Origin of the sequence: Fictibacillus sp. 26RED30 (assembly GCF_015903845.1) — a bacterium.
Taxonomy (GTDB): Bacteria; Bacillota; Bacilli; order Bacillales; family Fictibacillaceae; genus Fictibacillus; species Fictibacillus phosphorivorans.
Window position 1 is genome coordinate 441,403 of the sequence record NZ_JACZDV010000002.1, and the last position, 15,489, is coordinate 456,891.

General features: G+C 41.7%; 14 protein-coding genes. 3 read left to right on the top strand and 11 right to left on the bottom strand.

What is annotated here, in order from left to right; genetic code table 11:
• The first annotated feature begins 110 nt into the window (after positions 1-110).
• Positions 111-1,067 carry a UV DNA damage repair endonuclease UvsE gene (gene uvsE, locus IHV11_RS14890; protein ID WP_197195329.1) on the top strand — a complete coding sequence of 319 codons (957 nt, stop codon included), beginning with the start codon at positions 111-113 and terminating at the stop codon, positions 1,065-1,067.
• Here uvsE and IHV11_RS14895 read toward each other — a convergent pair.
• The 5 genes from IHV11_RS14895 to IHV11_RS14915 all read right to left on the bottom strand — a co-directional run bounded on the left by IHV11_RS14895 (position 1,060) and on the right by IHV11_RS14915 (position 4,988).
• Entirely contained in the window at positions 1,060-1,833 is a 774-nt protein-coding gene (locus tag IHV11_RS14895) for an alpha/beta fold hydrolase (RefSeq protein WP_197195330.1), read from the bottom strand. The genes uvsE and IHV11_RS14895 overlap by 8 nt on opposite strands.
• Before the next feature lie 7 nt (positions 1,834-1,840).
• Positions 1,841-2,011: a DUF1427 family protein gene (locus IHV11_RS14900; protein WP_066399082.1), complete on the bottom strand. Its 171-nt coding sequence runs from the start codon at positions 2,009-2,011 to the stop codon at positions 1,841-1,843.
• A gap of 88 nt (positions 2,012-2,099) precedes the next feature.
• The gene (locus IHV11_RS14905; RefSeq protein WP_197195331.1) at positions 2,100-2,663 is read right to left on the bottom strand and encodes a DinB family protein; all 564 of its coding nucleotides are present in this window, start codon (positions 2,661-2,663) and stop codon (positions 2,100-2,102) included.
• 217 nt (positions 2,664-2,880) lie between these two features.
• The gene (argS, locus tag IHV11_RS14910; RefSeq protein ID WP_197195332.1) at positions 2,881-4,551 is read right to left on the bottom strand and encodes an arginine--tRNA ligase; all 1,671 of its coding nucleotides are present in this window, start codon (positions 4,549-4,551) and stop codon (positions 2,881-2,883) included.
• On the bottom strand, positions 4,548-4,988 hold the full coding sequence (locus tag IHV11_RS14915; RefSeq protein ID WP_197128262.1) for a DUF1934 domain-containing protein: 441 nt from the start codon (positions 4,986-4,988) through the stop codon (positions 4,548-4,550). The genes argS and IHV11_RS14915 overlap by 4 nt, the downstream gene beginning before the upstream one ends.
• A 221-nt stretch (positions 4,989-5,209) precedes the next feature.
• Here IHV11_RS14915 and IHV11_RS14920 point away from each other — a divergent pair, with 221 nt between their 5' ends.
• Positions 5,210-6,223 (top strand): NADP-dependent oxidoreductase, encoded by a 1,014-nt coding sequence (locus tag IHV11_RS14920; RefSeq protein WP_197195333.1) that lies wholly within the window; start codon positions 5,210-5,212, stop codon positions 6,221-6,223.
• A 251-nt stretch (positions 6,224-6,474) separates the two neighbouring features.
• On the opposite strand, the gene IHV11_RS14925 is transcribed toward IHV11_RS14920, so the two are convergent.
• Positions 6,475-8,214, bottom strand: a complete 1,740-nt coding sequence (locus IHV11_RS14925) for a PAS domain S-box protein (RefSeq protein WP_197195334.1) — start codon at positions 8,212-8,214, stop codon at positions 6,475-6,477.
• 228 nt (positions 8,215-8,442) lie between these two features.
• Here IHV11_RS14925 and IHV11_RS14930 point away from each other — a divergent pair, with 228 nt between their 5' ends.
• Complete coding sequence (locus IHV11_RS14930; protein WP_197128259.1) at positions 8,443-9,066, top strand: AmiS/UreI family transporter; 624 nt, start codon at positions 8,443-8,445, stop codon at positions 9,064-9,066.
• Between the two features lie 297 nt (positions 9,067-9,363).
• On the opposite strand, the gene speB is transcribed toward IHV11_RS14930, so the two are convergent.
• The 5 genes from speB to IHV11_RS14955 all read right to left on the bottom strand — a co-directional run bounded on the left by speB (position 9,364) and on the right by IHV11_RS14955 (position 15,392).
• On the bottom strand, positions 9,364-10,236 hold the full coding sequence (gene speB, locus IHV11_RS14935; RefSeq protein ID WP_066399100.1) for an agmatinase: 873 nt from the start codon (positions 10,234-10,236) through the stop codon (positions 9,364-9,366).
• A 310-nt stretch (positions 10,237-10,546) separates the two neighbouring features.
• Entirely contained in the window at positions 10,547-11,377 is an 831-nt protein-coding gene (speE, locus tag IHV11_RS14940; RefSeq protein WP_197190202.1) for a polyamine aminopropyltransferase, read from the bottom strand.
• Between the two features lie 693 nt (positions 11,378-12,070).
• Positions 12,071-12,919 (bottom strand): alpha/beta fold hydrolase, encoded by an 849-nt coding sequence (locus tag IHV11_RS14945; protein WP_197195335.1) that lies wholly within the window; start codon positions 12,917-12,919, stop codon positions 12,071-12,073.
• A gap of 579 nt (positions 12,920-13,498) precedes the next feature.
• Positions 13,499-13,960, bottom strand: a complete 462-nt coding sequence (locus IHV11_RS14950) for a CarD family transcriptional regulator (RefSeq protein WP_197195336.1) — start codon at positions 13,958-13,960, stop codon at positions 13,499-13,501.
• A gap of 145 nt (positions 13,961-14,105) precedes the next feature.
• On the bottom strand, positions 14,106-15,392 hold the full coding sequence (locus IHV11_RS14955) for an amidohydrolase (RefSeq protein ID WP_197195337.1): 1,287 nt from the start codon (positions 15,390-15,392) through the stop codon (positions 14,106-14,108).
• Positions 15,393-15,489: the final 97 nt, after the last annotated feature.

The following is a 15,489-nucleotide window of genomic DNA, read 5'->3' on the forward strand; positions in this document are numbered from 1 at the left end:
GTCGGCAACCTTACACTCCAATCAACTTGTCTTTGAAGCAAAACATAATGCTCTTTTCTACTGCACCAATCATGTAATCAAAAAAACATACTAACACCAGGGGGCCAAACATGTTAACATCTTTCGGATTTGTATCTACGGCTCTCAATTTATATGAGGCCTCACCTGCAAAAACAATGACTTTTGCTACTTATCAAAAACGTGATGAAAAAGAACGCACTGCACAGCTGCTTGCGATCACGAAAAACAATCTCGAGCGCACACTGCGCGTTCTTCATTATTGTATCGCGCACGAGTTTCCTCTTCATCGCATGTCATCCTCCATCGTTCCTTTAGCTACTCATCCCGAGGCAGCTTGGGATTTTTTGAAGGAGACGAAGAAAGAATGTAAAGAGATCGAGAAGCTCGTAAAAAAATACAACATCAGAACGAGCATGCATCCTAATCAGTTCACCCTGTTTACAAGCCCTCGTAAAGAGGTAACCGTAAATGCTGTTAAGGATATGCAATATCATTTTGATCTGCTTAAAGGAATGGGAATCGAGGACCGAAGCTATATCAATATTCATATCGGTGGAGCTTATGGTGATAAACCGTCTGCTTTAGAACGTTTTTATGAAAATATTAAACTTCTCCCGTCTGACGTAAAGGCAAGGATGACGCTTGAAAACGACGATAAAACGTTCACGACCCAAGAGACATTAGAAGTCTGTGAAAATGAAGGCATTCCACTTATGTTTGATTACCATCATTACATGGCGAATCCGGATGACGATGGTTCTCTGGAGGAATTGCTGCCGAGGTTCGTGAAAACGTGGGAGAATACAGGTCGACCGCCAAAAGTTCATCTCTCCTCACCAAAAGACGAAAAAGCTTACAGAAGCCACCATGATTTCGTTAGTAAGGACTATGTGCTGCCGTTTTTTAAATTGATGTCTAATTACACAGATGAGCTGGACGTTATGATCGAAGCGAAACAAAAAGACCGCGCTGTTCTTCAGCTCGTTGCTGAGCTAGAGAAAGTACGCGGCTTCAAGAGGATGAGCGGTGGAACCATCCTTATGTAAGGCAAGGAATAAATTTTTTAATCTCTGCATTAAAGCTTACATAATGTTTGATCGGAAGCTGATGCAGCGCTTTGTTTAAGAGAACGAACTTTGCTTTCGGGTGAACATTCTTTGCGTAGATTCTTCTGTAAGGATGCATATATTCCGCTTGTTCCCCGTAAATGAACAACAGCGGAAAGCGCCACTCTTTTAGCTGATCCGTACATTGGAAGGAAAGACTTTCTTGGTAGAACCGCTGACACGTTTTAGGATCTGTCTGCTTATGATAAGACAACATTTCTTTTCGATCTTCCGGAGAATTTGAATGTGTGCTGACAAGAATCTGATTGAGTAGGGCTGGTGCATTTTTTACCAGCCTTATTCCTGTTTGAAACTGCTTTTTCAATGCGAATGTAGAAACTTGAGAAAAGCCGCCACTCAAAATAAGACCCTTTGTTCGATGTGGATATTTTTGAACAAAAGCTTGTGCGACCGAGCCACCTGCTGAATAACCGCAAATATACGCTTCTTCTAATAATAAGTGGTCCAACAGAGACGCAACATCATCTGCTAAGTCCCAAATCGTAAACGTTTCTTTGTCTTTACTTGATGAACGACCGTGTCCCCTACAATCAGGAAAGATCGTCTGATAATCGGTCGCTAGTTCTCTTTGATACTTGAACACAAGATGACTCATACCTGGCGGGTGTAAAAAAACGATCGGCGCACCGGTTCCCAGCTTTTCATAATAGATTTGCAACTCAGAGGTCAGCCCGGCTAATGCCATGTTTTCCTCACTTTAGAAAAGTACCTGCCATCCAGATGTAAGCTTGATAGCCTAAATAGATACCAATGATGCCCATGATTCCTGGTAATGCGGGTGGTGCCGGAATCGGGAGTTTTAACAGGGCAAAAACAAAGCCTACGAGGGCGCCTGTTATTAGTGATAATACGATCAACTTCATATATGTACCCCCTCTTTCAAACGAGTTTCCAAACCTATCTCTTATTAATATGGCATGTTATCCCTACATTATCCCTTTTTTCGTTGGGTTAGGATTGCGTAGAAGATTTCGCTGCCGCGAGCTCATACTGCTTTTTTATAATACGAATCTGACCGCGATGACTCAGTTCATCTTCAAATACATGAAACCATTTAAAGTAATTGTTACCGAGTTCATTCCCCCACCACGGTGTTGTTTCATAGAGCCATGAATCTTCAAGCTTTTGAAAATGCTGCAAGGTAATTTCACGGGTCTTTTTTAAGTCTTCTAAATAAAATTCTGCTGTATTGCCATGGATGATTGCCGCAGCTTCACCTAGATCAAGTGCAGGTTGGAGTGTTTCTGCATAACGCTCAATTTCTTCCTCTGGCAGGTCTTTGCCGTCGAATGTGATAAATTGATAAATTTTTTCAACGGCTACGAGATGAGCGAGCAGCATGCCGATTGAATTCCCTATTCCGTTTATTCGATAATCTAGCTCTTCAACGGATAGATCTTGAATGTCCCAGATCGTCGTTTCTCTCGTGTAGTCCATCATGGATATTAAGTTGGAAAATTCTTTCGAGTACCCTTCAATCTGTCCGATAACAAAAGGACTTTTAGATGATGTCATTTTTGGAACCTCCTAAGCATGGATGTGCTTCAATAGAATTCAAGAAAAGCTTTGGAATTCCTTTTTTGATTTGGATGCGTTCGAGGTCGGGACGTTAATTACAGGTTCGAGCATAAATCTCCAGCATCGAGCATAAATCCCGGGAATCGCTCACAAAACCAATAAAAACTCTCTTCAAAAAGAAAAAACCTGTCCAAAGACAGGTTTTCCCTATATATTACATACGCTCTGGTGCTTCTACACCGATGATGTTCAATGCATTTTCAATCGTTACTTGAGTAGCTTTCATCAACGCGTAGCGAGCATGTGATTTTGTTTTGTTTTCTGGGTCGAGTACACGCTCTGCGTTATAGAAGCTATGAAGAGCAGATGCCAGCTCAAAAACATAGTTCGTTACACGGTGCGTCAATAGCTTTTCCGCTGCTTCATTAATGACTGCAGGGAATTCTCCGATTTTCTTCAACAGCTCGAACTCTTTTTCAGAATCGATCTGCTTTAAATCTAAATCTCCCTCATAAGAAAGACCCATCTCTTCCCCTTGGCGAAGCATGCTGCATACGCGAGCATGTGCGTATTGTACGTAGAATACAGGGTTTTCGTTCGATTTCGAAACCGCTAAGTCCATGTCAAAATCAAGATGAGTATCGTTAGAACGCATCGCAAAGAAATAACGAGTCGCGTCGATACCCACTTCTTCCATCAGTTCACGTAGCGTTACAGCTTTACCCGTACGCTTACTCATACGCACTTTTTCGCCGTTTTGGAACAGAGAAACAAGCTGGATGATCATCACTTCAAGTTGATCTTTTTCATAGCCTAACGCTTGAATTGCCGCTTTCATACGAGGGATGTAACCGTGGTGGTCTGCTCCCCAGATGTTGATCAACTTTTCAAATCCACGCTCAAACTTATCGTTATGGTACGCAATGTCCGGTGTTAAATATGTGTAAGATCCGTCGTTCTTGATGAGTACACGGTTCTTGTCATCATCATAATCTGTCGTACGGAACCAAGTCGCGCCTTCTTCTTCATACACGACACCTTTAGCTTTTAACTTCTCTAGGGCTGCATCAATTTTTCCGTTTTGATAGAGTGAAGTCTCTGAGAACCACACATCAAAATCGACACGGAATTCAGCGAGATCAGCTTTTAGTTTTTCAAGCTCTCGCGTAAGACCGTATTCACGGAAGAAGCTCACACGCTCGCTCTCTTCTTTTTCTAACCAAGAATCGCCGTACTCTTCAGCTAGATCTTTACCAAACTCTATGATATCCGCTCCGTGGTAACCATCTTCTGGCATCTCTTTATCCTTACCTAGCGCTTGGAAATAACGAGCTTCGATCGATGTAGCTAAGTTGTTGATCTGATTCCCTGCATCGTTAATGTAGAACTCACGAGAAACGTTATAGCCTGCATAGTCTAGAATATTACAGATCGTATCACCAACAGCCGCACCACGTGCATGTCCTAAGTGAAGCGTTCCTGTAGGGTTCGCAGATACGAACTCGACTTGAACTTTTTTACCGCCGCCATGCTCCGTACGTCCGTAATCCTTGCCCGCTTTTAGAACAGTTGGTACAAGCTCTGTTAAATATGAGTTATCCATGTAAAAGTTAATGAAACCAGGACCTGCAATCTCAACTTTTGCGATAGATGCTTTACTTTTATCAAAATTTGCTACAAGATCGTCTGCGATCATGCGAGGTGCTTTTTTAGCGACACGTGCTAGTTGCATCGCCATGTTCGTCGCGAAGTCACCATTCGCTTTATCTTTTGGTACTTCAAGAACGACTGCAGGCAATTCTTCTTTTTTAGCGAGTCCTGCTTTTACGACCGCTTCTTCGATCTCTTCTTTTAACAGCTGCTTGACTTGGTCAAGGATATTCATGCTTTTGCCTCCTGAAAATTAATCTTGATTCGATGTGTTCCTGTATGTTCACCCTGCAGAACCAGCTCATAAGCGAGATTGAGATCCCCCGTCTGTTTTTGCTGATTCCAGCGGAAATTCATTTCATGTGTAGTCGTTTCCATCCAAAGCTGGCCATATGGGCTGTCGTACATGCCTTTTGTAGTCTGGCCGATTAAATATTTCTGTTTCATAGATACACTGCCTGAGCGGATAATCAGAATACCAGCGTGCGTTATCTTAATCACATTATTGACAGAACCTGCACCTTCTATCTCTTCCTTATATTGAAGATAGGTGACGTCCCCACGTTTATAGAGCTTACCTTCTGTCTCGGTGAAATGTTTCTCTTGTTCACCGCTGAAATGTACTTCTGAACTTATCGAAAGCGCAACAGACAATTCCGTATCTTGATCCATGCGAACAACACTTCCTTTTTTGATGTACCTCTTTAACTTACCTATTATAAAAGATTTCACTGCTTCCCTTCAACCTTATGGGTGTCTTTTTAAAAATTCATAGTTCTAATAGGTAAATATATCCTAAAAACACGTTTTCATGAGTGGATGATTTGGAATGAGGGTCGTTAATGACGTATTATACACTCGAGAAGATGAAATAGAAATGAGGAGGATCTTAAATGAAAAACGAAAGAATTTTACTCGTAAATCGCCCAAAAGGCGCTCCGCAAAAAACTGATTTCCGCTTTGAGGAAGCTTCTACTCCGGCACTCGAAAACAATCAGGTGCTTTTAAAAACGATTTATCTATCGGTAGATCCGTATATGAGAGGACGCATGAGTGATCGTAAATCTTACGTGCCTCCATTTCAATTGAACGAACCGATCTCTGGTGGAATCGTTGGACAAGTTGTTGAATCTCGTTCAGGCGAACTATCAGAAGGCGACTTCGTCATCGGTAACTTAGCATGGCAAAAATACAACGTAGCAAGTGATGCTGAAGTTCGTAAATTAGATCCATCTCTTGCTCCGCTTACTGCAAACCTTGGTGTATTAGGCATGACTGGCTTAACTGCATACTTCGGTTTACTAGATATCGGAAACCCTCAAGAAGGCGAAACGGTTGTTGTCAGTGGCGCAGCTGGAGCTGTTGGTACAATCGTCGGCCAAATCGCTAAGATCAAGGGTGCACGTGTTGTCGGAATCGCAGGTTCAGATGAAAAGATCTCTTACCTAAAAGATGAACTAGGCTTTGATGCTGCGATCAACTACAAGACGGAAAATGTATATGAAGCACTGAAAGCAGCTTGTCCAGACGGTGTTGATGTATATTTTGATAACGTCGGCGGTGAAATCTCTGATAGCGTACTCGCATTGATCAACAAAGGCGCTCGTATTCCGGTTTGTGGCCAGATCGCTCTTTATAACCTTGAAAAAGCGGATGTTGGTCCACGTATGCAAAGTCAAATTCTGATCAACAGTGCCCTGATGAAAGGATTCATCGTTAGCGATTATGCGGCTCATTTTGAAGAAGGTGCGATCGAACTTGCTAAATGGGTAAAAGAAGGAAAAATTTCTTATAGCGAAAACATCGTAGACGGATTTGAAAATACGATTGATGCATTCTTAGGTCTGTTTTCTGGTGAAAACACAGGAAAGCAGCTAGTAAAAGTAGCTGAGCCGGAGAATGTGTAACAACTGGGAATAAATCAGGGAGCTTTTCACTCAAAAAGAAGTGAGAAGCTTCTTTTTTATGTAGTTGGGGAGAAGTCGTTCCAAAGAATTCGAGAAAATATAGAGATAATACGGCGTAAATCTAATATATTTCGGCGAGTTTCAACCTTAATACGGCAACTTTTCAAGATATATCGGGAGTTTACATATATCGACAAATCCCCTCGATAAAAAAAACTTGAGCTAAAAAAATCACCATCAGCTCAAGTTCATTACACAGGCAATACCATGCTAGCCGTGGTTCCCTTGCCTTCTATGCTACTAAACCGGAGTTCCCCGTTATGCTCTTTCATGATCTTAGAGCTGATCATCAGACCGAGCCCTGTCCCTTTTTCTTTTGTCGTATAAAAAGGTTCACACATTTTCTCGATTCGATTTCTCGGAATTCCACAACCCTGATCTTTAACGTATACATGAATCTGGCTATCCATCATCTGAGCCTGAATCGTGATCTCGCCGCCATCATCCATCGAATCGATCGCATTTTTCAATAAGTTGATCAGCACTTGTTTCAGCTCATTTTCTTCCGCATGAATATGAGGCATAACATCAGGGATCCTCGTATTGATCTGTATATTTTGGACGATTGCTTCAGGCTGTAGAAGGGTTTCTACAAATTCGATGATTTCTTTTAAACACGTCTTCTTATATGTTCGAACTTGGGGTTTTGCCAACAATAACAGCTGCCCCATGATCTGATCGATGCGGTTCAGTTCTTTATCCATGATGCTGTAGTAGTTGGATGGATCGATCTCTTGGCTTTCTTGTAAAAATTGAATGAACCCTTTCAGCGAGGTTAGCGGATTTCGTATCTCATGAGCAACGGATGCTGCGAGCTGTCCAACGATTGAAAGCTTATCGGATTGACGAAGCAAGTCTTCTGATTTTTTTCGATCAGAGATGTCACGCGTAACCCCAATGATCTCTACGACTTTACCTGTGTCATCTGTGATGCTTTTACACGAAGTTTCGAGCCACACATAGTGCCCGTCTTTATGCTGTAATCGAAAAGGAACGGTTTTCGTGCACGGTCCTGATATTAAATCTTCATGAGCTTTTCTTGAGATCTCTTCGTCATCCGGATGAAGCATTCCATAGCCTGTATCTCCTAAAATCTCTTCAGGTCTTTTTCCTAATAACGCAAACGATGCAGGTGAAATGTACGTAAATGAACCATCTGCTTTATGTGTTGTGATCATATCCATCGCGTTTTCAGCCAACAGCCTGTATCTCGCTTCACTCTCTTCTAACAGCTGTCGGGACTCAATCTTTTCCGTTACCTCCCGGCCGAATACAAGCAAGTTCTTTCGAGTTCCATCTGGATGAAACACTGGAATTTTGTAAACATCAAAAAATCGTGTGCTTCCGTCTCGCGCAGGCACGAACTCTTCACATCGAACAATCTCTTTCGCCTGCCATACTTGTTCATCTGTCTCGATACAATATTGAAAGACTTCACGAAAGTTAGGCGTGATCTCGGCTAAGTCAGCATCAGTCTTTCCAGTAAAATCAAACCCTGGCAGTTCAAAAAGCTCACCTACAAATTCATTCGCAAACACAAAACGCCCATCTCCATCTTTTATACCGATAAAATCGGGAACGATGTTCATTAACGTTTTCATAAGAGGCTCCTGACAAGAATGAACGACAGCGGGCAGTTCTTTCAAGATATAATAGCGGAACGGACTTTCAGCAAACGGCAAAAACCCTTCACTAACTTTTACTGAAATAAAGCCATTTACAGCAAGTAATGTTCCTTCGTCACCATCTGAATGACGTAAAAGGATTTCATCCATCGACTTTCCCGTTTCAAAAGCTGCCTGATCTGTAAGATCCAAATAATGTTGATTCACTCCTGTTATTTCTTCATTCTGATCCACAACCACTACGGCTTCAGAAAGCTGATCGATGAACGTTTGAAAATACTCCATCTCTTTTGAAATCGCTGTCATTCTAATTGTCCCCCCTTTATCCATCTAATTCTCTACTGTAACTATAGCAAAAAAGACTTAATGATATAACAAATTTCGACAAATTTAGCTAAAAACAGTTTAAGTCAGTTCCTTCCTACTATTTTTCTTCAGATTTCCATTGCTTTACACTTAAGAATTTACTATATTTGATTAATGTAAGAGGTCTGACCTCTAAAAACTATCTTATAGAGTAATGAGGGAATAATTATGGGTGCTATAGGTTTGCTGTTTTCAGGTGGAGCTTTATTCTTAAACAGCTTAATGTTGCTCGGAAAAGCTGAAGAAAAAAGTGTCGCGTTTTTTAATATATTAGTCGGATTGCTTCAAGTCATCACACCGATCTATCTTATTATTACATCCGATGGATCCAACTGGTCGATGTTCAATAACGGTGCTGTCTTCTTGTTTGGTTTCACTTACCTCTATCTTGGGGTAACGATTTTAAAAGGCTTCGATTCCAGCGGCCTCGGTTGGTACTCCCTGTGGGTATCGATGATGGCTATCGTTTATGCACTTGTGTTTTACGTTCAAGAAAATGACGTAGTAAACGCCCTAACGTGGGTGTTGTGGGCGTTCCTTTGGTTTCTGTTCTTCTTGTCGTCCGCACTTAAAAAACCATACGAAAACTATATCGGGAGAGTCGCTTTCGTTCAGTCTTGGGTAACATTAACGCTACCTTCCCTATTCATGTTGCTTGATCTTTGGCAAAACGCCAAGCTTCAAGAAATCTGGACGTATGTATGCATCGGATCAATGGTTTATTTCGTGGTAGAAGCGATTTTGTTTGCAAAATACATCAAAAAAGAAAAATTAGTTGAAGAATTAGCTTAAGCATTCGCCGGTCTCGATGATTCGAGGCCGTTTTTCTTATGTTTGGGCTCTGCTAGATGTTGTCTGATGGGGGTGGCGGATGGCAATTAAGTCGGTTTGATAAGTAATTAAGTCGGAGTATGGTTCAATTAAGTCTATTTCGAAAAAATTAAGTCAAAATCCATACCAATTAAGTCTAACTCAGCAAATAAAGGCGATTCGACACACCTACATACACACAATAAAAATTCACACACAATAAAAAACCCCTGTTCGACGGCTGCAAACAACAGCCTTCAAACAGGGGCTACAATTCAATTATTTTACCCAGCCTAACAAAATTTCGCGAAGGAACTTGCTAGCTGCGATCGGCGTTTGCTCGGAGTGGTCATAAACAGGAGCTACTTCTACTAAGTCTGCTCCGATTACGTTGATGTCCGCTTTTGCAATCAACTGGATCGCTTCAAGAAGCTCTTTTGAAGTGATTCCGCCCGCTTCTGCTGTTCCTGTTCCTGGAGCTGCAGATGGATCTAACACATCGATATCGATCGTAACGTACACGTTACGTCCCTTTAATGTTGGAAGAACTTCTTTTAACGGCTCAGCTACATCGAACTTGTACATGTGCATACCGCTCGTTTTTGCGAATTCGAATTCTTCACGCATACCAGAGCGGATTCCGAACGAATACACGTTTTCCGCACCGATCAGATCGCAAACTTTACGGATCGGTGTTGAGTGAGAAAGAACTTCTCCCTCATACTGCTCACGAAGGTCAGCGTGTGCATCGATATGAATCACAACATAGTCATCATACTTTTGCTTCAATGCCTTAAATACCGGCCAAGTCACAAGGTGCTCTCCACCCATTCCAAGCGGAAACTTGTTGTCAGCTAGTAACGTTGAAACGTACTCTTCGATCATATCAAGTGAACGCTGAGGATTTCCGAACGGTAACGGGATGTCTCCTGCATCAAAATAGTTCACTTCTTCAAGGTGCTTGTCCATGTATGGGCTGTACTCTTCAAGACCAAGAGATGCCTCACGAATACGAGCAGGACCAAAACGGCTACCCGGACGGAAAGAAACCGTCCAATCCATCGGCATACCGTAAAGAACCGCATCAGCCGTCTTATAATCAGGCTTACTTAAAATAAAAACATTTCCAGAATAAGCTTCGTCAAAACGCATGATTTTACACTCCTTATGTAAAATACGGGACCGTCGCGAAAGTAAGTTCAAACTCACTTTTGACGGCCCCTAATTTTCTTATTTTTTAACTGTTTTTGTTGATTGTTGCTTGCGGGCTTCCTTTTCGCCAAAAGAAGCTTCATCGAATAGTGATTGTAGTGTAAGGTGCGAGACTCCTGCGGGACAGGCGGGCAGGTGAGACACTTAAGAGTGAAACGTTACGAATGTGGCTCACCACCTGCCCCGCGGAAAGCGAAGCACCTGAAACGGAAATCAATCACTTTCAAAAGCAACAAAGTTTATTACAGATTTACTTTTTAATCAAGTCACTCACAAACTTCGGCAACGCGAACGCAGCTGTGTGAAGTTGTGGCGTCCAATATTTCGTTTCGATATCGTGGAAACGCTCAGCCGGTACTTCTAATGGATCGTGTTTCTTAGATCCGATCGTGAACGTCCAAAGTCCGCTTGGGTAAGTTGGGATGTTCGCTGTGTAAAGACGAGTGATCGGGAAGATCTCACTAACATCACTGAATACTTGAGAGATCAACTCAGGCGTGAACCATGGGTTGTCCGTTTGTGCAACAAAGATTCCGTCTTCTTTTAAAGCTTTAGAGATTCCTTCATAGAAACCTTTTTCAAAAAGCTTAGCAGCTGGTCCCACTGGCTCAGTTGAGTCAACCATGATTACATCATACTCATTTTCGCTCGTTGCAATGTGCATGAATCCGTCATCAACTTTTACTTCAACGCGCGGGTTCTCTAAGTCACCAGCGATTTCAGGCAGATATTGCTTAGAATACTCGATTACTTTTCCATCGATCTCAACAAGAACTGCTTTTTCAACAGATGGGTGCTTCAGCACTTCACGGATTACTCCACCGTCTCCGCCGCCTACAACTAGAACGTTCTTCGGGTTAGGGTGCGTGAAAAGAGGTACGTGTGCTACCATCTCGTGGTAAACGAACTCGTCTTTTTGTGTAGTCATAACCATGCCATCAAGGATCAGCATGTTTCCAAACTCTTCTGTTTCTACCATATCTAGCTTTTGAAATTCTGTTTGCTCAGATACGTACGTTTTGTTAATTTTCATCGTAATTCCGAAATTTTCCGTTTGTTTTTCAGTAAACCAAATACTCATGTTGGTCTCACTCCTACTATATATTTTGAAATGCCAGGCATCGTTGTTTCGAGATTTTACAAACAAAATGATTATAGCATTCTGGGACCTAAGATTCCAATTCAATTTTTGTAAGAATGCAGCTATTTTCAAATAACCACTTCTTATCCATACCACATTCCTGTTTTCTTAATCTTTAACCAATAAAAATAGTTCCATTACCCCGTTTGTTTCGACTGACTATTCTGACTACTTAAGTGGTATAATGGAGATAGCGTTCAGAAGGACAGACGGTCGGCGCATTCCCTTTTTTAAACTGAAGCTGGACATCTTGCGGATATCCGCAGCTTACAGTTAAGGGGGGTGATGCCTCTGACGATCTTTGAGGCGTTGATGTTCGCGGTCGCTTTCAGCTCGCTTATCGTTACTGTCCTTACGTCTAAAAATAAATAGGCCTCTGTCACACGTGTAAAAGCACCGGCTTTTCGTTCCAGAAAATCCGGCCTCGCTTTACCGACTCGTGTGTCCCTTCTGGCGCCCCATTCGTCCGTGTTTCGTGCACGGGCGATTTTTTGCTATAATAATCGGAATTTTGAACATATATCGGAGAGTTGACAAAATTGACTCCATTACCCAACACTATCACCCTGACAAACAGCACTACTCAAAAATAAAAAAACCATGAGCAGCCTTCCCGCTCATGGTCTTTAACCCTTACTTTCCTACAGAACTATTCCTTACAATCGCATCTATAATAATCTCCCAATCGTCTGAATGCAGCTCATGTCCCGTTCCATCGAGCGTGACGAGTTCCGCATGAGGAATCGCTTTAGCCAGTGCTTGACCGTGTTCGAAAGGAAGTGCACGATCTTCTGTCCCATGTAGGATGATCGTAGGAACATTGATTTCACTCATACGATCCAAATACTCTTCACCGCCACCTAGATACATATAATTAAATCTGCTTTGAATCTGTTTGGCACGCGTGTATTCTCTTTCTGCCAATGCATACATTCTTTCCTTTTCAAAAGGCTTGGATCCTGAAAGGACTGCCCATCCCTCTGCTAAATAAGCAACAGAGGCTGCTCGGTCAGACCAATTAATAGAAGCACTTTTTCCATGGAAATCTAAAATTTTCTGATCCATTTGAGGCAGCTCAGCTTGCTCTGAACCGAAAACACTTGACCCAAGAATCGTCAAGCTAAGCACACGTTCAGGATGCTTGATCGCCATAATCTGCCCGATCATTCCACCGAGAGACATCCCCATGATATTCACTTTCTCTATGGAATAGGCATCTAGAATTCCAAGCGCATCATCAGCAAGGTCCGTAATCGTATAGTTTGATGTTCCAGGTTCATAGACAACGGATTGGCCGAGATCACGGTGATCATACCGAATCACATATCTCCCGGCTGCTGCAAGACGCTCACAAAACTCTGTATCCCACCAATCGAGCGAAGACATTGCACCCATAATGAGTAGAACAGCAGGATCGCTAGGGTTACCGAAGCTTTCTGTGTTTATATCCACCTTATTTGTTTTTAAAAGTTGTTGTTTCATTATTGTTTCCTCCGTGATTATATTTTTTGCCTTGTGAAAAGCGCAGAGCAATAAGTACTCAACGGAGTCATCTTGGCCTGCACTTGTCATTATCGAAGTTTGATCCATTTAATGATCATGACGCGTCGGCCTCCTTCTTTTATTTAGTGGTATTAAAACCTTATTTATTTTAACATAATTTTCTGAACTTTTTAACCGGAATAAAAAAAGCAACCCGCTTCTACCACTCTCGGCTGCTTTTCCCATTTTACATTCAATTAACAGTACTAGTGGAGGTGGATAAGTAAATCTTCTACAAAATAGTCACTGAGGTATACCTAAAACAATGGAAGCCCTACCTCTCTTCCATCCTTACGGCTCCTTGTCCGTGCCAGTGTGAATCAGTATTACTACGATCAAGTGATTATTGATAGAAATTTTTCAAAAAACTTTATAAGGTTATAGAGGAAAGTATATAGATAATCAAGGATTAGATTGTTGTAGAAATTATGAGGTTACTATAAGTAAGTTTAAGAAGTGTATGTTTCTGAAACGACTTTTTATGAGATGTTATTAACACCTCATATATTTTGTTAAACCTTAACAGAAACTTTTAATTTGGTTTTCAGTGATCCCTTCGATTACTTCCAGTTCACTGATTAAAAATCCATATGCACTTTCCAACATCTTTTTTTCGCTTGCATTCAGTGTCTTTTCTTTCTTCATACGCATTAAATCACGTACAACTTCAGCACCATCGCGTATTTCACCCGTTTTTAGCTTGTCCGTGTTAACTTTATATCTTTCTTTCCACGTCAGTAACGTTTCCGATTCTCCATGCTTAAAATCGTGCATAATCTGCTTCAATGCTAGGAGTTCCGTAACAGGACGTATCCTAGAATTCATAATTTTACACGCAGGAATCATAACTTGCATATTACTAACTGACATTTTTATAACATAATACTGTTGTTTTTCGTCGGGGAATTCTTTTTCTTCTATGGCTTCAATTACACCTACTCCATGCATTGGATACACAATGTTATCGCCAATTTGAAACAAATACTCCACCTCCAGATTTGCTAACCTTCTAAGAGTACCACACCTATCAATTTTAATCAAATATTTTATAATATCATAATTTTATTTTTCATGTCAATTATTTTTATAACAAAAAAAGCACCTCATTTTCGAGGTGCCGTTCTGCTTACAATCGCCCTAAAAGCTCTTTCGTTCGTTCTTTAGCGTTTGCAATTACTTTTTCTTCATCAATCGTCTTCAACTCACGGCCACGCATGACAATCTTGCCGTCGATGATCACCGTATCAACATCTTGTCCTGTTGCAGAATATACAAGAAGGTTAGCCGGTTCATGACTCGGTGTCAGATGAAGCTTGTTCATATCCATCAATAGAAGGTCTGCCTTTTTCCCGACCGTCAAGGAACCCACTTCATCCCCGATTCCAAGGATGTCAGCTCCGTTCTGAGTCGCCATCGATAACACATCATGCGCACTGAGAACCGCTGCTTCTTCGTACTTCAATTTTTGGAACCAGCTAGCAGCTTTCATTTCTAAGAACAGATCAAGAGAGCTGGCACTCGCTGGTCCATCCGTTCCTAAACCAACCTTCACACCGCTATCCATCAATCGTTTCACATCACTAATCCCACACCCGAGCTTCGCGTTGCTCACCGGGTTATGAATGATTCCGCCTCGCACCGTTTTTAGTGTTTCATAATCTGCTTCGTTAAAATGAACACCATGCGCGAGCAGTACATGACGATCGAACACCCCCGCTTGTTTTAAATATTCAACAGGTCTTAGCCCGTGCTTTTCTTGAATCATCTTTTCTTCATCTTTCGTTTCTGCTAGATGAATATGAAGCGGAACGTTTTTTTCTTTTGAAAGATTCACAGCTGCTCTCAAGAAATCAGGTGGACACATATACGGTGAATGCGGTGCGATCATCGTTGTGATCCTTCCGTCTCCTTTTCCGTGCCAGCGATCTACAACATTTTCTGCTTCCTTCAACCGGCCTTCATAATCCGAATCCATCGCGATAAGTCCACGAGCGATGACGGAACGAATGCCCGATTCAACGGCCGCTTCCCCGATCGTATCGATTCCTATGTACATATCAGCGTATGATGTGGTTCCACTCTTGATCATTTCCGCCATTGAAAGAAGTGCACCCCAATAGCGATCTTCATCACTCATCTTCATCTCAAGCGGAAGCATCTTTTTATTAAGCCAAGTCATCAATGTCACATCATCACTATAACAGCGCAACAGAGACATCGGTGTATGCTGATGTCCGTTAACTAATCCTGGTAGCGCCAGCATCCCTTTTCCGTCTAACTTCTCAACCGTTTCATCGCATTCAAAGTTTCCTATTGAATCAATTTTATTATCTTTTATAAGGATGTCTCCCGTGTTAACAACCCATTTTCCATCTGCCGAAGCCGTCATATATTGAATGTTTTGTATAAGCATGTTACGAACCTCCTCTTTCTCACAGCCATTATAGCACTTCATTCCCTTATCACGTTTAAGGAGCATCTTTTTTCACCATACTAGATAACAAAATGAG